The 20,465-nt window shown below is 67.2% G+C and carries 22 protein-coding genes and 1 pseudogene; all 23 read left to right on the top strand.

The genetic code is table 11. The annotated features are described in order from the left end of the window. Nucleotides 1-469: 469 nt before the first annotated feature. The 23 genes and pseudogenes from O4H62_RS04065 (at nucleotide 470) to ccmE (ending at nucleotide 20,445) form a co-directional block, all read left to right on the top strand. The gene (locus O4H62_RS04065; RefSeq protein WP_331284446.1) at nucleotides 470-1,699 is read left to right on the top strand and encodes a DNA-packaging protein; all 1,230 of its coding nucleotides are present in this window, start codon (nucleotides 470-472) and stop codon (nucleotides 1,697-1,699) included. Nucleotides 1,700-1,970: 271 nt separating this feature from the next. Further along, the gene (locus O4H62_RS04060) at nucleotides 1,971-3,149 is read left to right on the top strand and encodes a phage portal protein (protein ID WP_269385825.1); all 1,179 of its coding nucleotides are present in this window, start codon (nucleotides 1,971-1,973) and stop codon (nucleotides 3,147-3,149) included. A 73-nt stretch (nucleotides 3,150-3,222) separates the two neighbouring features. Next, entirely contained in the window at nucleotides 3,223-3,543 is a 321-nt protein-coding gene (locus O4H62_RS04055; RefSeq protein WP_269385824.1) for a DUF6107 family protein, read from the top strand. Nucleotides 3,544-3,618: 75 nt separating this feature from the next. After that, nucleotides 3,619-4,092, top strand: a pseudogene (locus tag O4H62_RS04050) (HK97 family phage prohead protease); the annotation flags it as partial. Nucleotides 4,093-4,341: 249 nt separating this feature from the next. Then, nucleotides 4,342-5,583, top strand: a complete 1,242-nt coding sequence (locus O4H62_RS04045; RefSeq protein ID WP_269386310.1) for a phage major capsid protein — start codon at nucleotides 4,342-4,344, stop codon at nucleotides 5,581-5,583. Nucleotides 5,584-5,672: 89 nt separating this feature from the next. Continuing rightward, entirely contained in the window at nucleotides 5,673-6,239 is a 567-nt protein-coding gene (locus O4H62_RS04040; protein ID WP_269385823.1) for a head-tail connector protein, read from the top strand. Next, complete coding sequence (locus O4H62_RS04035; RefSeq protein WP_269385822.1) at nucleotides 6,239-6,574, top strand: phage head closure protein; 336 nt, start codon at nucleotides 6,239-6,241, stop codon at nucleotides 6,572-6,574. Before O4H62_RS04040 ends, O4H62_RS04035 begins: the two co-directional genes overlap by 1 nt. After that, nucleotides 6,571-6,969, top strand: coding sequence for a DUF3168 domain-containing protein (locus tag O4H62_RS04030; protein ID WP_269385821.1), 399 nt, complete (start codon nucleotides 6,571-6,573; stop codon nucleotides 6,967-6,969). Before O4H62_RS04035 ends, O4H62_RS04030 begins: the two co-directional genes overlap by 4 nt. Before the next feature lie 49 nt (nucleotides 6,970-7,018). Further along, nucleotides 7,019-7,426, top strand: a complete 408-nt coding sequence (locus tag O4H62_RS04025) for a phage major tail protein, TP901-1 family (protein ID WP_269385820.1) — start codon at nucleotides 7,019-7,021, stop codon at nucleotides 7,424-7,426. 8 nt (nucleotides 7,427-7,434) lie between these two features. Next, nucleotides 7,435-7,833 (top strand): gene transfer agent family protein, encoded by a 399-nt coding sequence (locus O4H62_RS04020; RefSeq protein WP_269385819.1) that lies wholly within the window; start codon nucleotides 7,435-7,437, stop codon nucleotides 7,831-7,833. Nucleotides 7,834-7,850: 17 nt separating this feature from the next. Next, the gene (locus O4H62_RS04015; RefSeq protein ID WP_269386309.1) at nucleotides 7,851-8,102 is read left to right on the top strand and encodes a rcc01693 family protein; all 252 of its coding nucleotides are present in this window, start codon (nucleotides 7,851-7,853) and stop codon (nucleotides 8,100-8,102) included. Continuing rightward, nucleotides 8,092-8,676 (top strand): phage tail tape measure protein, encoded by a 585-nt coding sequence (locus O4H62_RS04010; protein ID WP_269385818.1) that lies wholly within the window; start codon nucleotides 8,092-8,094, stop codon nucleotides 8,674-8,676. Before O4H62_RS04015 ends, O4H62_RS04010 begins: the two co-directional genes overlap by 11 nt. Before the next feature lie 9 nt (nucleotides 8,677-8,685). Then, nucleotides 8,686-9,327 (top strand): DUF2460 domain-containing protein, encoded by a 642-nt coding sequence (locus O4H62_RS04005; protein ID WP_269385817.1) that lies wholly within the window; start codon nucleotides 8,686-8,688, stop codon nucleotides 9,325-9,327. Beyond that, nucleotides 9,324-10,214, top strand: coding sequence for a DUF2163 domain-containing protein (locus O4H62_RS04000; RefSeq protein ID WP_269385816.1), 891 nt, complete (start codon nucleotides 9,324-9,326; stop codon nucleotides 10,212-10,214). Before O4H62_RS04005 ends, O4H62_RS04000 begins: the two co-directional genes overlap by 4 nt. After that, nucleotides 10,211-10,654: an NlpC/P60 family protein gene (locus tag O4H62_RS03995; RefSeq protein WP_269385815.1), complete on the top strand. Its 444-nt coding sequence runs from the start codon at nucleotides 10,211-10,213 to the stop codon at nucleotides 10,652-10,654. The genes O4H62_RS04000 and O4H62_RS03995 overlap by 4 nt, the downstream gene beginning before the upstream one ends. Before the next feature lie 24 nt (nucleotides 10,655-10,678). Next, entirely contained in the window at nucleotides 10,679-14,527 is a 3,849-nt protein-coding gene (locus O4H62_RS03990) for a baseplate multidomain protein megatron (protein ID WP_269385814.1), read from the top strand. A 55-nt stretch (nucleotides 14,528-14,582) separates the two neighbouring features. Beyond that, nucleotides 14,583-14,789 carry a hypothetical protein gene (locus O4H62_RS03985; RefSeq protein WP_269385813.1) on the top strand — a complete coding sequence of 69 codons (207 nt, stop codon included), beginning with the start codon at nucleotides 14,583-14,585 and terminating at the stop codon, nucleotides 14,787-14,789. 115 nt (nucleotides 14,790-14,904) lie between these two features. Beyond that, on the top strand, nucleotides 14,905-15,186 hold the full coding sequence (locus tag O4H62_RS03980; protein ID WP_430538369.1) for a hypothetical protein: 282 nt from the start codon (nucleotides 14,905-14,907) through the stop codon (nucleotides 15,184-15,186). A 261-nt stretch (nucleotides 15,187-15,447) separates the two neighbouring features. Next, on the top strand, nucleotides 15,448-16,134 hold the full coding sequence (locus O4H62_RS03975) for a response regulator transcription factor (protein WP_269385812.1): 687 nt from the start codon (nucleotides 15,448-15,450) through the stop codon (nucleotides 16,132-16,134). Next, the gene (locus O4H62_RS03970) at nucleotides 16,131-17,513 is read left to right on the top strand and encodes a sensor histidine kinase (RefSeq protein ID WP_269385811.1); all 1,383 of its coding nucleotides are present in this window, start codon (nucleotides 16,131-16,133) and stop codon (nucleotides 17,511-17,513) included. Before O4H62_RS03975 ends, O4H62_RS03970 begins: the two co-directional genes overlap by 4 nt. A 156-nt stretch (nucleotides 17,514-17,669) precedes the next feature. After that, a complete protein-coding gene (locus O4H62_RS03965; protein WP_269385810.1) occupies nucleotides 17,670-18,119 on the top strand; it encodes a hypothetical protein in 450 nt (149 codons plus the stop codon). 239 nt (nucleotides 18,120-18,358) lie between these two features. After that, the gene (gene ccmI / locus O4H62_RS03960) at nucleotides 18,359-19,978 is read left to right on the top strand and encodes a c-type cytochrome biogenesis protein CcmI (protein ID WP_269385809.1); all 1,620 of its coding nucleotides are present in this window, start codon (nucleotides 18,359-18,361) and stop codon (nucleotides 19,976-19,978) included. Further along, complete coding sequence (gene ccmE / locus O4H62_RS03955; protein ID WP_269385808.1) at nucleotides 19,975-20,445, top strand: cytochrome c maturation protein CcmE; 471 nt, start codon at nucleotides 19,975-19,977, stop codon at nucleotides 20,443-20,445. Before ccmI ends, ccmE begins: the two co-directional genes overlap by 4 nt. The last annotated feature ends 20 nt before the right edge of the window (nucleotides 20,446-20,465 follow it).

Here is a 20,465-nt window from a genome sequence, read left to right as displayed (position 1 = left end):
GTTCTCGGCGGCGCTGAAATGCGGCGTGTGGGCGAGGCCGGCCCGCCGCCGGCGGCGGGTGCCATCGCTTCTCGAATATGTGCCGGGGCGGAGGCCGCGGCGAGCGGAGGCCACTGAGGAACCCGTGTCCGGGTCCGGGGATGCGCCGGAAATGGTCACACGGCTTGATGACGGTGATCGGTCGGACAGGCTGCCGGATGCGACAGCACTGGCGGACCGGGAGATGCAATTCGAGGCGGAAGCGGCGCCGGTCCAGAGCACGGACATGAAGGAAAACAATATCTTGGGTCGAAGGGATGAATCGGTTTCTGACCTGACTGATCCGGCCGATCCGGCTGCCGCTGCCGCTGCCGATCCGACGGACCTCGCCGATCCGGTTGATCCGGTTACCCCGGCTGACGCGAGCGAACGGCTGAACCTGCCGGAACTGCTGGCCGCCCGTATCGCCAGCTTCGATGACCGCGCGCTCATCGCACATGCCCACGACTGGCGGCTTGCCGCGCGGCCCGAACAGCTGCCGCCCGAAGGGGCGTGGCGGACCTGGCTGATGATGGGTGGGCGCGGTTCGGGCAAGACTCGCGCCGGGGCCGAATGGGTGCATGCGCTCGCCTCCGGCGATCTGCCGGGGCTCGGGCGGACGGGGCGCATTGCGCTGGTGGCCGAGAGTTTCGGCGATGCGCGCGAGGTGATGATCGACGGGATTTCCGGGATCATGGGCGTGGCGCGGATCGACCGCCCCGCCTTCGAGGCGACGCGGCGCCGGCTGGTCTGGCCCTCGGGTGCGGTGGCGCTGATGTTTTCGTCCGAAGATCCCGAGAGCCTGCGTGGGCCGCAATTCGACCTCGCCTGGTGCGATGAACTGGGCAAATGGCGCCATGCCCGCGAGACCTGGGACATGCTGCAATTCGCGCTGAGGCTCGGGCAGCACCCGCGCCAGTTGATCACCACGACGCCGAGGGCGACGCCCTTGATGCTGGCGCTGGTGAAAGACAAGGCCACGCGGGTGACGCGGATCCGCACCGAGGACAATGCGGCGAACCTGGCGGCGGGGTTTCTGGAGACGATCCGGGCGCGCTACGGCGGCACAAGGCTGGGGCGGCAGGAGCTTGACGGCGAGCTGATCGCCGACCGCGAGGACGGGCTGTGGCGGCGCGACCAGATCGAGGCGCTGGTGGTGCGCAGCCACGGGCCGCTCGCCCGCATCGTCGTGGCGGTCGACCCGCCGGCCTCGGGCGAGGCGAAACACTCTTGCTGCGGCATCGTCGCCGTCGGCCTCGATGCGGAGGGTCGCGCGGTGGTGCTGGCCGACGGCTCGGTCGAGGGTGCGAGCCCCACGGCCTGGGCCGAAGCTGCGGCACGGCTCTACCGCCGCTTCGACGCCGATTGCGTGGTGGCCGAGATCAACCAGGGCGGCGACATGGTGACGAGCGTGCTGAGGACCGTCGAGCCGACGCTGCCGGTCAGGACCGTGCGGGCGACGCGCGGAAAATGGCTGCGCGCCGAGCCGGTGGCAGCGCTTTACGAGCAGGGCAGGGTGGTCCACGCCGGGCACTTCGCGGCATTGGAGGACCAGATGTGCGACTTCGGCCCCGACGGGCTCTCCTCCGGCCGCTCTCCCGACCGGCTCGACGCGCTGGTCTGGGCGCTGACCGAATTGCTGCTGGGGCGCAGGAGTGAACCGCAGGTGCGGCATCTGTGAGCGGGGCGGTAGGCAGGTCAAGGCGGGTCGGTTGATCATCTCTTCTGGGCAACGTCTCCTCCTCCGTCATGCCGGACCCCGATCCGGCATCCAGCAGGCGAGCGTCCGCGAGTCGGAAGTCTCTATACCGGGCGCGAGACCGACATGGGCCTCTCACCGCGCCGACGCGCGGTCGCTGGACCCCGGATCTGGTCCGGGGTGACGGACGGGTGGGACGGCCGCGGCGAACCACAGGCAGTGTTTTGCTTTTCGATCTTGAAAGGATCTGACCATGGCATTCGGATTGAGGCTTCCCTTCACGCGGGGCAAGGCCAGGACGGCGCCCGCCGCCAAGAGCTGGCTGCCCGGCGCGATCGCGGCACTTTCGGGTGATGCGGGCGCGAGCTGGAGCGGGCGCTCCTACGCGGCGCTGGCGCGCGAAGGCTTCATGCGCAACCCGGTGGCGCATCGCGCGGTGCGGATGATCGGCGAGGCCGCCGCCTCGGTGCCCTGGGTGGTGTTCGACGGCGGCCGCGAACAGGAGCGGCATCCGGTGCTGGATCTTCTCAATCGGCCCGATCCGGCGGGCGCCGGCGACGGGTTCTTCGAGACGCTCTACGGACACCTGGTGCTGTCGGGCAATGCCTGGATCAACCCGGTCGGCGCAACCGGCCGCATCGCCGGGCTGCAATTGCTCAGACCGGACCGGATGCGGGTGATCGAAGGAGCGGACGGCTGGCCGGTTGCCTATGAGCACCAGTCGGGCGGACGGCGGCAGCGCTTTGCCGCCAACCCGGAAGAAGGGCCGGGGCTCTTGCACCTCAAGCTGTTTCATCCGCTCGACGATCACTTGGGCTTCGCCCCGCTGGAGGCGGCGCTGATGGCGCTCGATCTGCACAATGCCGCGATGAGCTGGAACAAGGCGCTTCTGGACAATTCCGCCCGGCCCTCGGGCGCGCTGGTCTACCAGCCCAAGGAAGGCGGCAACCTGACGCCCGAACAATACGAGCGGCTGAAGGCCGAACTCGAGGACGGCTACCAGGGGGCACGGCGGGCGGGGCGGCCGATGCTGCTCGAGGGCGGGCTCGACTGGAAGGCGATGGGGCTGACCCCGCGCGACATGGATTTCATCGAGGCGAGGAACGGGGCGGCGCGTGATATCGCGCTGGCGCTGGGCGTGCCGCCGATGCTTCTGGGCATCCCCGGTGACCTGACCTACGCCAATTACCAGGAAGCCAACCGCGCCTTCTGCCGCCTGACCGTGTTGCCGCTGGTGGCGCGCACGGCGCAGGCGCTGACCGCCTGGCTGCAGCCGGTCTACGGAGCGGGGCTGAAGATCGACTACGACGCCGACCGGCTGCCGGGGCTTTCTGCCGAGCGCGATGCGCTTTGGGCGCGGCTCGGTGCCGCCGACTTCCTCACCGATGCGGAGAAGCGGGAAGCCGTGGGATATCAAGATGTTGCGGGCTGATCCGGATTCAGTCCGGCAGCGAGATGAATCAATCTGTGAAGCGGAATGGACCGTCAAAGGCGGAGGTGAAGCGATGCCCAACATCGATCCCGATCCGGCGATGCTGGCCACGCGCATCGCCGGTGCGCTGGCAGGAGCGCTGGTCTCGCTCGCCTACATGATGCCCAGGGGAACGCGCGAAGCCGTGGCCCGCGCCACTGCCGGCATCGTCTCAGGCCTGGTCTTCGGCGGCCCGGCGGGCGTGGCGCTGACGCAATGGATGGGCGTGAGCCACATGCTGTCGCCGGCCGAGACGCTGCTCGCCGGATCGGCCGCCGCCAGCATGACCGCCTGGTGGGTGCTCGGCGCGCTCGCCCGCATCGCCGACCGGACCGGCCGCGGCCCGACACGCTGACTGCCGGGTCGCCGCAGAGCGCGTGAGCGCGCACCTCGCGGCCAAACAGACTTCGACATCAAAAAGGACATCACCATGACAACGGACTGGAGCGCATCCGGACGGCAGCGAAAACGCGTCGATCTGGCCCTGGAGGATGTGAGCGGCGACGGCAGCTTTTCCGGCTATGCCAGCCTGTTCGGCGCGGTCGATCTCGGCCGCGACGTGATCGAGCCCGGCGCCTTTGCCGCTTCATTGAAGCGAAGGGGGGCGGGCGATGTGCGCATGCTCTACCAGCACGACCCGGACCAGCCGATCGGCCGCTGGCTGTCGATCCGCGAGGACGAGCGCGGCCTGCATGTCGAGGGCAAGCTTGCGCTCGGCGTGGCCCGCGCCCGCGAGGTGCACGAGCTGATGAAATCCGGCGCGCTCGACGGCCTGTCGATCGGCTTCCAGACTTTGCGCGCCCGCAACGAGGCCAAGGCAGGAGTGCGAAGGATCCTGAGCGCCGATCTCTGGGAGATCTCGGTGGTGACCTTCCCGATGCAGCCGGGCGCGCGGGTGACCGCCGTCAAGGCGGCATCCGGGATGAAGGCGCAACCGACCGAGCGCGAACTCGAACGCCGGCTCACGCGGGATGCGGGGCTGACCAGACGCCAGGCGCGCGGGCTGATCGCCCGCGGCTACGGCGCGCTTTCGGACAGGCGGGATGCCGGACCGGAGGATCTCAAACGCATGGAACGCCACCTGCGCGCGCTGACGGCCGCGCTGGCGCATTCCGCTTCACCTGACACACCCGATCATCTGAAAGGACACAGCATGACCCCCAACATCAGGAACGGGCGCGCACCCGAAACCAAGAGCGTCGACGCCGACGTTTCCGCCGCCTTCGAGGATTTCATGTCCGCCTTCGAGCACTACCGGCAATCCAACGACGAGCGGCTGAGCGAGATCGAGCGCCGCGGCGGCGCCGACGTGATCACCGAAGAAAAGATGGCCCGCATCGACCTGGCGCTCGACGAGCAGAAACGCACGCTCGACGCGCTGCTGGTCAAGCGCGCGCGGCCCGATCTCGGGCGTGGCGCGGCACAGCCGTCCGCCGTGCGCCAGGCCTTCGACGCCTATGTCCGCCGCGGCGACGAGGCGGCGCTGCGCCAGGGCGAACTCAAGGCCATGTCGGCGGGCAGCGACCCCGACGGCGGCTACCTGGTGCCCGACGAGCTCGACAGCGAGATCGGCCGCCGGTTGTCGGAACTCTCGCCGATCCGCTCGATCGCCACCGTCCGCCAGGTCTCTGGCGCGGTGCTGAAGAAGCCGTTCGCCTTGAACGGCATGGCCACCGGCTGGGTCGGCGAGACCGACGACCGGCCGCAGACCGCCGCGCCGCAACTGGCCGAGCTGCAGTTTCCGACCATGGAGCTGTACGCCATGCCTGCCGCCACCGCCTCGCTGATCGAGGACAGCGCGGTCGACATCGAGGGCTGGATCGTAAGCGAGGTCGAGGCGGCGTTCGCCGAGCAGGAAGGCGCGGCCTTCGTGGATGGCGACGGCGTCAACAAGCCGCGCGGTTTCCTCGATTATCCGAGCGTCGCCGACGATACCTGGAGCTGGGGCAATCTCGGCTTCGTCGCCACGGGGGCTGCGGGCGCGTTCGGTGCGGATCCGTCCGACCGGCTGGTCGAGCTGATCTATGCGCTCAAGGCCGGGCACCGGCAGAACGGGCGGTTCGTCATGAACCGCAAGACGCAGGCGCTGATCCGCAAGTTCAAGGATGCCGACGGCAATTATCTCTGGATGCCGCCTGCGGGCGCCGGCCAGGCCGCCTCGCTGATGGGCTTTCCGGTGGTCGAGGCCGAGGACATGCCGGACGTGGCGGCCAACGCACTGGCACTCGCCTTCGGCGACTTCCGCCGCGGCTACCTGGTGGTCGACCGGACCGGGGTGCGCATCCTGCGCGATCCCTACTCGGCCAAGCCCTACGTGCTGTTCTACACCACCAAGCGCGTTGGCGGCGGTGTGCAGAATTTCGAGGCGATCAAGCTGCTGAAATTCGCCGCCTGACCGATCTTCCGGTCCTCGCTGCAAACCCCTCTCCCGGCCTCCGGGGGAGGGACTCGAACCCCCGACACGACCCCGCCCCGGAGACCGCCATGACCCTGATTTCGACCGCCCCGCCGCTGGCGGAACCGGTGACGCTTGCCGAACTGAAAGCGCATCTGCGCATCGATGCGGACGACGAAAACGACCTTCTTGAAGGCCTGATCCGCGTTGCCCGCGCCCATCTCGAAGCGGTCACCGGCGTGGCGCTGATCAGCCAGGGCTTTCGCCTGGCTCTCGACGACTGGCCGCGCGGCGGGGTGATTCAATTGCTCAGGACACCGGTTCAAACCATTGATGCGATTCTGGTTTACGACGCCGATGGCGTGGAACAGAATCTCGATCTGTCGGGGCTGGTGCTCGATGGCACCGCGCATCCGGCGCGGCTCATGATCCGGCAGCGGCCCTCTCCGGGCCAGCCGATCAATGGCATCGAGATCGAGTTTACCGCAGGCTTCGGGTCCGGTGCCGAGGTGCCGCCCGAGCTCAAGCGCGCGGTCCTGATCCATGCCGCCTATCTGTATGAATTCCGCGGGGCGGTGACCCCGGACATGCAGCCTGCGGCGATCCCGCCGGGTTATGACCGGCTGATCGCACCCTGGCAGCGGAGGTCGCTGTGATGGCCGGGATATCTGTCGATCCCGGGCGGCTGAATGCCCGGCTCACTCTGGAAACGCCGCCGGATACGGACGACGGGCAGGGTGGCATCGCGGGAGCGTGGCCGTTCGTTGCCGCCCTCTGGGCGCGGATCGAGCCGCTGCGTGCCGTCTCCGCCGAAGCGGCGGGCGCGGATCTCGCGCCTGTCACCCACCGGGTCACTATCCGCTATCGCGACGATGTCCGCCATGCCATGCGCTTTGTCTATCGCGGCCGCGCGCTTCTGATCCGCGCGGTGCGCGATCCCGACGAGAGCCGCCGCTACCTGGTCTGCGACTGCGAGGAGAACCGGCCATGAGCGCCAATCAACTGCAGCAGGCTGTGGTCGAGCGTCTTTCGACCGACCCGGCCATTGTCGCAATCACCGGAGCGGGCCGGATCTTCGACCGGCTGATCACCCGTGCCGAGCCGCCCTACCTGGTACTGGGCGAGATCATAAGCAGCGACTTTTCCACCGGTGACGAGGCGGCCAGCGAGCACCGTTTCGAGGTCGAGGCCTGGAGCAAGCAGAACGGCCGCAAGCAGGCGGTGGAACTGGCCGACGCCGTCCGCGCCGCACTCCATGATGCGGATCTGACGCTTGACGGTGTGGTGCTGGTCAATCTCCGCCACGAACGCACTGTCAGCCGCCGAGCGCCCAGGAGCGGGCTGCATGTGGCGCGACTCAGGTTCCGTGCGGTGACAGAGCCGTGATCGCGGTTCGCGCCGGCAGTTCAATCCCACACGCAGAAAGGACACATCCATGACCGCCCAGAAAGGCAAGGACCTGCTCATCAAGATCGACGATGGCGGGAGTTTCGTCACCATCGCCGGATTGCGCGCCCGGCGGCTGGCCTTCAACGCCGAAGCAGTCGACATCACCGATGCGGAATCGGCCGGGCGCTGGCGCGAACTGCTCGGCGGCGCCGGAATGCAGCGCGCCTCGCTGTCGGGTGGCGGGCTGTTCAAGGACCAGGCCAGCGATGCACTCGCCAGGGCCGTGTTCTTTGCAAGCGAGATCCGCGCCTGGCAGGTGGCGATCCCCGATTTCGGAACCGTGAGCGGACCGTTCCAGATCACCGCCCTTGAATATGCCGGCCGCCATGACGGCGAGATGACATTCGAGATCGCTCTGGAATCCGCCGGTGCGCTCGTCTTCGCGGCCGCGTGAGAAGCACCATGAATATTCATCCCAACCGCCATCGCGGTGAAATCGCCGCGAAGCTTGACGGTGAGACCCGGCTTCTGTGCCTGACGCTCGGTGCGCTGGCCGAGCTCGAAAGCGCCTTCGGCGTCGACGATCTCATCGAACTGGCGCAGCGCTTCGAGGCCGGAAAGCTCTCGGCGGGCGACATCATCCGCATCGTCGGCGCCGGGCTGCGCGGCGCGGGCAACCGGCTCACTGACGAGGACGTGGCGGAAATGTCGACCGAGGGCGGTGTGGCAGGCTTTGCCCGGATCGCCACCGAGCTTCTCTGGCTGAGTTTCGGCGGCACAGACGCCGACCGGGCCGAGAGACCAATTTCAGATCGGGAGGGCGGGGCTCCGGACAGGCCCGAAAACCCTCCCGTGCCGTAGGTGGCAGCAAGGTGACGATGACGGACCGGACGTTATTCCCCTGGGCGTCCGTGCTTCGCTTCGGCCTCGGCCACCTGCGGCTTTCTCCCGATGCCTTCTGGCGCCTGAGCCTCCTCGAACTCCATGCGTTCCTCGGTACAAGCGCGGTACCGGAGGTGACCACGAGGCCGACGCTTCGGGCGCTGATGGCGCTTTACCCGGACGCGCAGGGGGAGGTTGCCCGCAACCACGGGCCAGATCTTGGAAAGGACCACTCCGATGGCCGATGAACCAAACCTCAACGTCAATGTCGACCTCGATCTCAACGGCGCCGACCGGGCGCTCGATGAGCTGACGCGCAAGGCCGACGCCTTTGGAGGAGCCCTGTCGGGTGCGTTGAAATCCGCGACGGTGGACGGCCGCGGCCTGGACGACGTGCTCAGGACGCTTGGCACCCGCATGGTCGGCATTGCGGTGGATGCCGGCACACGGCCGCTCAACCGGCTGATGAGCAATTCGATCGCCGGCCTGACCGGCAGCCTTGGCCGGCTGTTGCCGTTCGCAAGGGGCGGCGTGCCGGGCCGGATGCACGCCTTTGCCGACGGAGGTGTCGTCGGCGGGCCATCCTATTTTCCGATGCAGGGTGGCGATGTCGGGCTGATGGGCGAGGCCGGGGCGGAAGCGATCCTGCCGCTCGCCCGCGGACCGGACGGACGGCTGGGCGTCGCCTCGGGCGGGTCGGTACAGCCGGTGCAGGTCACCTTCAACGTAACGACGCCGGACGCGCAGAGTTTTTCCAAATCCGAGGCCCAGGTCACCGCCATGCTGGCCCGCGCGGTCGGCCGCGGCCGCCGTGGTTTGTAGGAGGCAGACATGACCAGCGGATTTCACGAGGTGCGGCTTCCACTCCGGCTGTCGCTTGGAGCGAGCGGCGGGCCGGGCCGGCGTACCGACATCGTCGCGCTGTCGAATGGCGGCGAAACCCGCAACGCTCGCTGGGCCGATGCGCGGCGGCGCTACGATGTGGGCACCGGCCTGCGCGGGCTCGATGACCTCTACCAGCTCACTGCGTTTTTCGAGGCCCGGCGTGGCCAGCTCTACGGCTTCCGCTTCCGCGATCCTGTCGATCACTCTTCCGCCCCGCCGGGGCAGGCGGTCACCCCCATCGACCAGCAGATCGGGGTGGGAGACGGGGTGAAGGTCCTGTTCGACCTCACCAAGACCTATGCCGATGCGGGCGGCGCGACCACCCGCCGGATCGAAAAGCCGACCGAGGGCAGCGTCGTGCTGGCTGTCGATGGCCTGGCGCTGGACCCGGGCGACTATGCCGTCGATCACGCGGCCGGAATGGTGACGATTGAGCCGGGTTCCGTTCCGGCGCCCGGGGCGATCGTGACCGCCGGCTATGAGTTCGACATTCCTGTTCGTTTCGACACCGACCGCATTGAGATCAGCCTCGCTGCGTTCAAGGCGGGCTCGGTGCCGAGCGTGCCGCTGGTGGAGATCCGGCCATGAGAGACATACCCTCAACCCTCGCAGCCCATCTGGCGCAGACCTCGACCACCACCTGCCACGCCTGGCGGCTGACGCGGACCGATGGGCTGGTGCTGGGTTTTACCGAGCACGACCATGATCTCGAATTCGCCGGCACGGTGTTTTCCGCCGCCACCGGCTTTCGCGCCAGCGAGGTGGAAACCGGTCTCGGGCTGGAAGCCGATGCCGCCAATGTGGCGGGCGCCTTTTCAGACGCGGCGATCAGCGCCGATGACCTCGCGCTCGGGCGCTATGACGGGGCGCGGGTCGAGACCTTCCTGGTCAACTGGCAGAGCCCCGGGGACCATGTGCTGCTGTCGACGCGGGAACTGGGCGAGGTCCGCACGGCCGGACAGGCCTTCACGGTGGAGCTTCGCAGTCTTGCAGCTTCGCTCGACCAGCCGCACGGGCGGCTCTACGGAAGGCGTTGCGATGCCGACCTTGGGGACACGCGCTGCAGCAAGGATGTTTCGGGCGCGCCGTTTACGCTGGCTGGAACCATCGTTGAGGTGCCAGACGAGATGACGCTGATCGTCAGCGGCCTCGATGACCGGCCCGGGGGCTGGTTCGACAATGGCCGGGTCCGGTTCATGACCGGGCTCCTGGGCGGGCTGACCGCAGACATCTCCAGCCAGAGGACGGAGGCAGGTGGTACACGGCTAGCACTGTGGTCGCCGCTGGCGCGGCAGCCCGCGCCGGGCGATCAGCTGACCGTGACTGCGGGCTGTGACAAGGGTTTTGAAACCTGTTCAGCCAAGTTCGGCAACGGATTCAATTTCCAGGGCTTTCCCTATCTGCCAGGCAGCGACTTTGCCTATGGCTATGCCGATGCCGACACAGTTCATGACGGAAGGCCGATCGTGCCATGAGCGCTGATCTTCAAGCCGAACGCATCGTCGCGGCAGCGCGTGACTGGATCGGCACACCCTATCGGCACCAAGGATCGCGCAAGGGCGTCGGCTGCGATTGCCTCGGGCTGGTGCGCGGGGTCTGGGCCGAGGTCACCGGCAGTTTGACCGAGGAGCCTGGAGCCTACGCGCCGGACTGGGCCGAACGATCCGGAACCGAGCGGCTGATGGCGGCCGCGCGGCTCCATTGCGGCGATCCGGTGCCGCCGGCCGAAGCGATGCCCGGCGACATCGTGCTGTTTCGCTGGCGCGCCGGCGTGTCCGCCAAACATACAGGCATTCTGTCCGGCCCGGACCGCTTCATCCACGCCTACGAGCCCGCGGGCGTGATCGAAAGCGCGCTGGTTCCCTCCTGGCGGCGGCGGATCGCCGCCGTCCACCGCATTCCCCAGGCCGGCTGACCGGCTGAAGAGCGAGATCATCCCATGGCGACAATTCTTCTTCAGGTCGCGGGCGCGTCCCTTGGCGGCGTGTTCGGGCCGGTGGGCACGGCGATCGGGTCGGCCATCGGCGCAACCGTCGGCGGCATGCTCGACACCGCGCTCATCAACTCCACCCGGACCATTGCCGGGCGCGGCTTGAGCGGCGCGCGCATTCCCTCCGCCGACGAGGGCTCGCCGATCCTGCGCGTGCACGGCTCGATGCGGATCGCCGGAGCGCTGATCTGGGCAACCCGGTTCGAAGAAACCGTGACCCAGGAGCGCCAGGGTGGCAAAGGCGGCGGGCCGAAGGTCGAGCATTATCACTATCACGCCAATTTCGCGCTCGGGCTCTGCGAGGGCCCCATCGCCTTCATCCGGCGGATCTGGGCGGATGGGCGCGAGCTCGATCTCGAAACGCTCGACATGCGGATCCACCGTGGAACTGCCAGCCAATTGCCCGACCCGCTGATCGAAGCCAAACAGGGTGCCGGGCGGGCGCCGGCCTGGCGCGGGCTGGCCTATGTGGTGTTCGAACGGCTGCCGCTCGACGATTTCGGCAACCGTATCCCGGCGCTACAGTTTGAAGTGGTACGGCCGGTGGGCGGGCTCGAACCGGCAATCGAGGCGGTGGCGCTGATCCCCGGTTCGACCGAGCACGGCTATGCGACGACGCAGGTGCGCGAGACCACCGGGGTGGGTGCAGCCCGCACGCTCAACCGCAACATGCGCCAGGCATCGACCGACTGGAGGCAGTCGATCGACGAGTTGCAGGCGCTGTGCCCCAACCTAAAATCGGTGGCGCTGGTCTCGGCCTGGTTCGGTGACGATCTGCGCGCCAGCCATTGCCGTTTCCGCCCCGGTGTCGAGGTGGTCGCCCGCAACGGCGAGACCCGGCCATGGAAGGTGGGCGGGCTCAGCCGCGCCACCGCTCATCTGGTTTCCACCAGCAATGGCGGCCCGGCCTATGGCGGCACGCCGGACGACGCTTCGCTCGTCGAGGCGATCCGCGATCTCAAGGCCCGCGGCCTCAAGGTGGTGCTCTATCCCTTCGTGCTGATGGACGTGCCCGCCGGCAACGGCCTGCCAAGTCCGACCGGCGGTACCGGCCAGCAGGTCTATCCCTGGCGCGGGCGGATGACGGCAAGCATCGCACCGGGAGAGCGGGGAACGCCCGATGGCACGGCGGCGATGCGGGCGGAAATCAATGCGCTGTGCGGTGGAACGCTGCCCTCAAATCTCGCCGTCTCGGGCGACAGCGTTGCCTGGATGGGTGGCGACGAGGGTTACCGGCGCTTCATTTTGCACCACGCCGCACTGGCAATCGCGGCGGGTGGCGTCGACGGCTTTGTCATCGGCTCGGAAATGATCGGCCTGACCCGGCTAAGGGACGAGGCCGGCGCGTTTCCCTTTGTCGATCATCTCGTCCAACTCGCTGCAGACACGAAGGCGATGCTGGGCGGCACGACGACTGTGACCTATGCCGCCGACTGGACCGAATATGCCGGTCACCGGCCCGATGACGGCTCGGGCGATGTCCTTTTCAATCTCGATCCGCTCTGGGCGCATCCGGCGATCGGCGCCATCGGCATCGACAACTACATGCCGCTGAGCGACTGGCGTGACGCGGATCTGTCGACCGGCAATCCCGACGGGGCGGGTTTTGCCAATGATCAGGCGGCAATGCGCGCCGCGATTGAAGGCGGCGAGGGCTACGACTGGTACTATGCCGGCAAGGCGGGACGGGATGCACGGGAACGGCTGCCGATCACCGATGGGCTGGCGGGCAAGCACTGGGTCTACCGGGTCAAGGATCTGCGCGGCTGGTGGCAGAATGAGCATTATGACCGCGTCGGGGGAGCCGAGGCTTCGAACCCCAGCCCCTGGGTGCCAGGTGCGAAACCGTTCTGGTTTCCCGAGCTTGGCTGTCCGGCGGTCGACAAGGGGGCGGGCCAGCCGAACCTGTTTCCCGATCCGAAATCCTCGGAAGGTGCGATCCCCTGGTACTCCTCGGGCGGGCGCGACGACCTGGCCCAGCGGGCGTTCCTGCAGGCGCATCTGGATCACTGGAACGGGGCGGCGAATGCCGACGGCATGGTTTCGGCCGACCGCATTCACCTGTGGACCTGGGATGCACGACCGTTTCCCGCCTTTCCGCTGTCGACCGAAGTCTGGTCCGATGGTCCCAACTGGCGCACCGGCCACTGGCTCAACGGGCGCCTGGGCACGGTGGCGCTGAAGGACCTGATTGCCGCGATCCTGACCCGGGCCGGGATGACGGATTTCAATGTCGAACGCGTCGACGGCATGCTGACCGGCCACGTGATATCGAACCCCGCCTCTGTGCGGGCGGTGCTCGAGCCGCTGATCGAGGCGTTTGCCATTGATGTCCGCGAAGGCCCAGAGGGCCTTGTATTTAGCTCGCGGCTGAGTTTCGGCGCGGCTCCGCTCGAGATCGAGGCAGTGGCCGATCCTGACGAGGGACCATTGTTTGAGGAGATCCGTGGCGAACAGGGCGAATTCGCCAATGAAGCGGTTCTGCTCTCGGTCGATCCGATGGGCGACTATGCCCCGGCCTCGGCACGTTCGCGCAGGCTGGAAGGCGAGGCCGCGCGACAGCGTGACCTGCCTTTGAGTCTGGCGATCGAGCAGGGATTGGCCCGTGTGACCGCCGACCGCTGGTTGCAGGACCATCGGCTGCAGCGCCGCCAGCTGCGCTTCGCGCTGCCGCCTCAGGCCGTCGGGATTGAGCCCGGCGACACGCTTCGGTTCGCAATAGAGAACGCCCCGCACAACCGTTTCCGCATCACCCGGATCGAGGATGGCGAGATCCGCCGCATCGAGGCGGTAGCGCATGCCGGAGCCGGGGCGGCCTTCAACACTGAGACCTATGCCGACCGCGCCGGCAATGACGCCAATGCGGCCTTCGTGCCGGAAATCGTCTTTCTCGATCTGCCGGTGCTGACGGGCGTCGAGGAGACCGGCTGGGCAAGGGCAGGGGCGCTGGCGATCCCATGGCGGCAGATGGTTCTGTCAAGCTCGGTGGAGGCCGAAGGCTACGCCGCGCGCACGACCATCGATGCGCCGGCCCGGATCGGCGCACTGGCCGAGGCCCTGCCGCCGGGGGACATCGAAGGCCGGTTTGATCGTAGCGCGGTGCTCGTCGTCGATCTTGGCTTTGGCGGCCTGTCGAGCGCCAGCCGACTGGCGGTGCTCAACGGCGCCAACGCGGTGGCGGTGCGCTCGGATGCGGGGAGCTGGGAGATCATCCAGTTCGAGAGCGCCGAGGAAATCGCATCGGGCCGCTGGCGGCTTGACAGCCTGTTGCGCGGACAGGCGGGAACCGACGACGCCATGCGCGCCGGCGCGGCATCCGGCGCGGCTTTCATCGTGCTCGACGGCACGGTCAGATCGCTCGGGCTTTCGATCGACGAGGCCGGACGCGCCTTCAACTGGATCGCCGAGGCAACCGGCGGACTGGTGGGCACGCCGGCACCGGCGGTTTTCGCCGGCGGAGAGCGGGCGCTGACGCCGCTGTCGCCGGTGCATCTGCGGGCCGAGAGGCGGGCGGAAGGCGTGAACCTGTCCTGGATCCGCCGCGGCAGGCTGTCGGCGGACAGCTGGACGCCCGCCGAGATTGCGAATGACGAGGGCTTCGAACGCTACCGCGTCGACATCCTCGATGGCGCCACGGTGATCCGGACGGTGGAAACAACCGCATCGGAGTGGCTCTACCCGGCCGCCGACGAGCTTGCCGATTTCGGCACCCCCATTGCGTCGCTGACCTTTCGCGCTGCCCAGGCCGGAAAGCGCGTTCCCTGGGGGATACCCCGAACCGCGACCTGCAGTCTCTGATCCTCCGCGACCGATATCCGAAACCTTGACCCAAAATCTTGAAAGGACCTCTGCCATGACCGACATGAAACCTTGGTGGCAATCGAAAACCCTGTGGGGTGCCATCGTCGCGATCGCCTCGTCGGTGTTCGGCCTTGCCGGGCTTGAACTCGGCGACGCGGACGCCGAAACGCTCACCGGCCTGCTGACCTCGCTCGGGGTGGTTCTTGGCGGCATCATCGCCATTGTCGGGCGGTTGAAGGCGAAGAGCCGGATCGGCTGAGTTTGTGCCGGATGGTCGGCGGCAATGATGGTTTCCATTCATTTGCGGTTCAGGCAGGATCTTGTATCACTGGCTCCAAGATGAAATACGAACCGCTCCAGGGCTGACCATGATCATGAACTTACTCAGCATAGGCTTAGTCGCCGCCCAGGCCGCCACCATGATGCCGGTCGCCACCGTGTCGCAGGATCTGCGTGCGCCCGACGGCACCGCCATTGTCCGCACCGCGGGAGACTGTTCGGGCGCCGCCAGCCAGGTTGTCGGCCAGACCGGCGGGCAATTGCTCTCGGCTTCCCCCCAGACCCAGGGCGGCCAGACCGTCTGCGTGGTCACGGTGCTGGTGCCGGGCAACGGTAGCGAACGCCCGAAGAAGGTCACCGTCACGGTTCCACAGTAAGGCAACGGTCGCCCAATCGCGGCGAGGCCTGGCGCGCAAGCGATGCCGGCCTACAGCGCCGCGCATCCAATTGGATGCGCAAAGGACGCTGTATCACTTTTAGATGATGCATGTACGTTATCGTCCAAATGAATACATTTGAACGCGACATGCATGAGTCATCCCGGCCTGTGCGGATCGCGCGAGTCGGTGCATGGTAAGAGGGCGCGCGCCGGGAATTTTGTCCGGCCGGCGCCTGGACAAACAGCGGGAGCAGTTCAAGTGCGCATCTTGATCGTCGAGGATGACAAGGATCTCAATCGCCAGCTGGCCGAAGCGCTGCTGGAGCAGGGCTACGTGGTCGACCGCGCCCATGATGGCGAGGAAGGCCATTTCCTCGGCGACACCGAGCCCTACGACGCGGTGATCCTCGATATCGGCCTGCCGGAAATGGACGGCGTGACGGTGCTGGAGAAATGGCGCGCCGACGGCCGCGTCATGCCGGTGCTGATCCTGACCGCACGCGACCGCTGGAGCGACAAGGTCGCCGGCATCGACGCCGGCGCCGATGACTACGTCACCAAGCCGTTTCACGTCGAGGAGGTGCTGGCGCGGATCCGCGCGCTGATCCGCCGCGCTTCAGGTCATGCCTCTTCTGAGATCACCTGCGGCCCGGTGCGGCTGGACACCAAGGCCTCCAAGGCCAGCGTCGACGGCACAACGCTGAAACTGACCAGCCACGAGTTCCGGCTGCTCTCCTATCTCATGCATCACATGGGCGAGGTGGTGTCGCGCACCGAACTGGTCGAACACATGTACGACCAGGATTTCGACCGCGATTCCAACACCATCGAGGTGTTCGTCGGACGCCTGCGCAAGAAGATCGGCGTCGACCTGATCGAGACCGTGCGCGGCCTGGGCTACCGGATGGTGGCGCCCGACGGCGATAGCAACGGCAAGTCCGGATGAAGGGAGCGTCGCTCACCGCCCGCGTCCTGCTGTTTGCATCCGTCTGGGCGGTGATCGCCCTGGTGGCGATCGCCATTGTTATCTCCCAGCTCTACCGCGCCGGCAGCGAACGCGCCTTCGCCGACCTGCTTCGCGCCCACCTCAACAGCGTCATCAACGCGGTGACGATCAACGACCAGGGCCGGCTGGCCGGCAATCCGCAACTGGGCGACCTGGTGTTCGACCAGCCCGGAAGCGGCTGGATCTGGCTGGTTGAACCGCTGGGCGGCCTGGAGGGGGCGCGGCTGGCCTCGATCTCGGCCGGCGACGAGACGATCCCCTCGCCATCACTCGAGACCTTGCCGTTCGGCGCGCGCTATCAGCGCAGCTATTCCGCCGATGATGGTTTCGGCAACCGGCTGGAAGTTATCGAGACCGAGGTGGAACTCGACAATCAGGGACATGCGGCGCGGTTTCGCGTCGCCGGCAACCGCGAGGTGCTGGAAGCCGACATCGCCGATTTCTCGGCAAATCTCTACCTGGCGCTGGCGCTGTTCGGCATCGGCAGCCTGATCGTCAACGCCATTGCCATTCTCTATGGCCTCAGGCCGCTCGATCATGCCCGGCAGGCGCTCGGACGGATTCGTGCCGGCGATGCGCAGCAACTCGACGGCAGCTTTCCGCGCGAGATCGCGCCGCTGGCCGGCGAGATAAACGCGCTGATCGAGGCCAACCACCGGGTGATCGAGCGGGCCCGCATGCAGGTCGGCAACCTGGCCCATTCGCTCAAGACGCCGATTGCCGTGCTGATCAACGAATCCCGCGACATGACGCCGGCGCATTCGGCCCTGGTCCGCACCCAGGCCGAGACCATGCAGGCGCAGGTGCAGACCTATCTCGACCGGGCCCGCATCGCCGCCCAGCGCGGCAGCGTTCTGGCGCGCACCGAGGCGGCTCCCGTCATCGAGCGGCTGGTGCGGGTGATGGCCAAGCTCAACCGGGACCTGGATTTTGCCACCGACATCGAACCGCGCGACGCGGTGCTGGCCATGGAAAGCCAGGATCTGGAGGAGGCGCTCGGCAACCTGGTGGAGAATGCCGCCAAGTTCGCGCGCCACAAGGTGGTGGTAAGACTGCGCCCGGAACCCGCCGCCGAAGCCGAGCGGCCGATGGTCCGCATCGACATCGACGATGACGGCCCCGGCCTCGACGAGGCGGGGATGCGCGAGGCGATGAAACGCGGACGGCGGCTTGATGAATCCAAGCCCGGCACCGGACTCGGACTGTCGATCGTTGGTGAGATCGCGTCCGAATACAAGGGCGGTTTTGCATTGGCGCGGGCGGAGATCGGCGGCCTGTCGGCGCGATTGACCCTGCCGGCGCTGATCACGGAGGCTTGAACCAAAGTGGCGGGCTTTCCGGTTCGGTTTCCGCTAGGTTCGTTTTGGAAGGCTGTGTTGCGTCACAATGCCGCCACAGGAACGAGGCAAGAACCATGTGCGTGGACATTTCTGGCCCTGTAATTCATCCGCGCGACATATGAGGACGGCGGCAACATGGCACACTCGGTCAACAGTTTGGTGAAGTTCGGCATTATTGCGGGCCTGTCGGCGGCGGTCGCCGGCTGCACCGGTACCGGCACTGTCCGGCCCTTGTCGTTCGCTCCGGTTTCGACACCGGCCGCGGCCGGCAGCGATTCGATCCTTGCCTCGCTCAATGGCGGGATTCTGCCTGCTGACGCCGCCGGCGGCTTGACCGGACCTGACCGGCTGCGTGCTCTCGAAGCCGAATACCAGGCGCTTGAAAAGGCCCCGCTCGGGCAGGTCGTTGCCTGGCAAAGCCAGACCAGCGGCACGGCCGGCCAGGTTTCCGCGGGCACGCCGTACCAGGTGGGCCAGCAGAACTGCCGTCAATATGTCCACAATGCCACAATCAGGGGTGTGGCGGTGAAAGGGCAGGGAGCCGCCTGCCGCAATGAGGATGGCAGCTGGACCCCGCTCAGCTGAGTGAGCCGCTGGTTGCCCTCGCTGCCCCCGATGGGCGCCCAGTAGTCAAACCGGTCAGGCCTGATTGAGATCGTCCATTCAGCGACCTACATGTAATTGCATGGGGAAAATCGGGTTTTCCGGCGGGTTTCGATCAGAAACTGGCGGATTGGCACCCGAACACGCGACCAAACGCCCCAATCTGGTTTTCGCGGCCGATTGATGTTGGAAAACAGACAATGCTCGGATATTGAAGCGACATGTTGTTCTGGGTAATCGCCGCTGTCATGACCGCCATTGCGACCCTGGCCCTGCTGGGGCCGGTGCTGCGCGCTCGTAAGGAGGCGCCGGACGCTCCCGAATTGCATGATGTCGAGGTCTATCGCGACCAGTTGACCGAGGTCGACCGCGACCTGGCCGACGGCCTCGTGGACCCGGTGCAGGCCGAAGTGGCAAAGACGGAAATTTCCCGACGGCTGCTGGCGGCCGCGCGCAAGGGCGAGGCGGCGGATGCCAAGGGCAAACTCTCGCAAAATAGTGGTTTGCGCCGTGCGGCGGCGATCGTGGTCGCTCTCTTCATGCCGCTCGCGGCGCTGACAGCCTATCTCGAACTGGGAAGCCCGGACTTGCCGCAACTGCCGCTTTCGGCGCGGCTGCAGGCGGATCCGCAGACCAACGACATTGCCATGCTGATCGCCCGGGCGGAGCAGCATCTGGCGGACAATCCCGAGGACGGGCGCGGCTGGGACGTGCTGGGTCCGATCTATCTGCGGACGGGGCGCTACGAGGAGTCCGCGACAGCCTTCAAGAAGGCGATTTCCATTCTGGGCCCGTCGCCGACGCGGCTGGCAAGCCTTGGCGAGGCCCTGTTCTCCGCTGCGGGCGGGATCGTCACCGAGGAAGCCAGCCTGGCGTTCCAGACCGCCCGCGAGCTTGATTCGACCGATCCGAGACCGCAATTCTTCCTGGCCGTGGCTTTGGCCCAGGCCGGCAAGACCACCGAAGCCCGCGCAGCCTTCTCCGGCATGCTGGAAACCGCGCCGCCCGATGCGCCATGGATCCCGGCAGTCGAAAGCCAGCTTGCCGCGCTGCAGCAGGGCGGTGCAACCGCGCCACTGTCCGGCGCCGGTTCCGCAGCACCGGGCAATCCCACCGCAGCCGACATCGCTGCTGCCCAGAACATGAGCCCGGAAGACCGGCAGGCGATGATAGCGTCGATGATCGACGGCCTGGAAGCCAAGCTTGCCGACAATCCGGACAATGTCGCCGGATGGCTGAGGCTCGTGCGCTCGCATGTGGTGACCGGAAACCCCGACAAGGCGCAGGCCGCGCTCGACCGGGCCTTCGCCGTGTTTGCACCCTCGGGTCCGGAAAGCCAGCAACTGGGCGCGCTCGCCAATGAACTCGGCCTGACCGTCACGTCGACGCTGGGCGGAGTCCCGATGACGCCCGCCGTTCCCGCTGAGCAGGCGCCGGCTGCCGAGCCGTCGGCATCGGCGAAGACACCCTTCATCCTGCCGGCCACCGGCGCCGGTTCCGCAGCCCAGCAGGCTCCGGGCGACGCGGCTGTTCCTGCCGCGGCTCCGGGCGGACCGACGCAGGCAGATGTCGCAGCGGCCGCGGAGATGTCCGTCGAGGACCGGGCGGCGATGATCCGCACCATGGTCGAATCGCTCGACGCGAAGCTGACCGAAAGCCCCGACAATCTCGAGGGCTGGCAGCGCCTGGTCCGTTCCTACGCGGTTCTGGGTGATCGCACGGCAGCGGAAACGGCCCTTGAACGGGCCAGTGTAACATTTCCCGGCGGCAGCGAAGGCGGCCGCGTGCTGGCCGACCTTGCCGTTCAGCTCGGCCTGGAACCTGTGTTGGAGGGCCAATGACCCGCAAGCAAAAACGATTGTCCATCATCGCCGCCGGCGCGGTCTTTCTTGCCGCATCCGCAGCGCTGGTTACCTCCGCACTGCGCGAGCAGATCGTGTTCTTCAATTCGCCTACCGACGTGCTGGCCCAGCCGCTGGCGCCCGGCACCCGCGTGCGGCTCGGCGGCCTCGTCGAGGAGGGAACCGTCCAGCGCGGCGAGAACTCGTCGGTGACATTCCAGGTGACCGACACCAATGCCTCGGTCAAGGTGCGCTATGTCGGCATTCTGCCCGATCTGTTCCGGGAGGGGCAGGGCGTGGTCACCGAAGGCACGTTCTCGCCGGAAGAAGGCACCTTCCTGGCCGATACGGTTCTCGCCAAGCATGATGAGAACTACATGCCCAAGGAAGTCGCCGATGCGCTGAAGGCGCAGGGCGTTTGGCAGGAAGGCGATCCCACGCCCGGCGTCGGGACGCAAACGCAATAGGTCTGCCTGAAACGGATGCC

The sequence above is a fragment of the Parahoeflea alexandrii genome, from assembly GCF_027214025.1.
Classification (GTDB): Bacteria; Pseudomonadota; Alphaproteobacteria; order Rhizobiales; family Rhizobiaceae; genus Hoeflea; species Hoeflea alexandrii_A.
The sequence above is the reverse complement of the archived record's forward strand: the minus strand, read 5'-3'. Positions and strand labels throughout refer to the sequence as shown.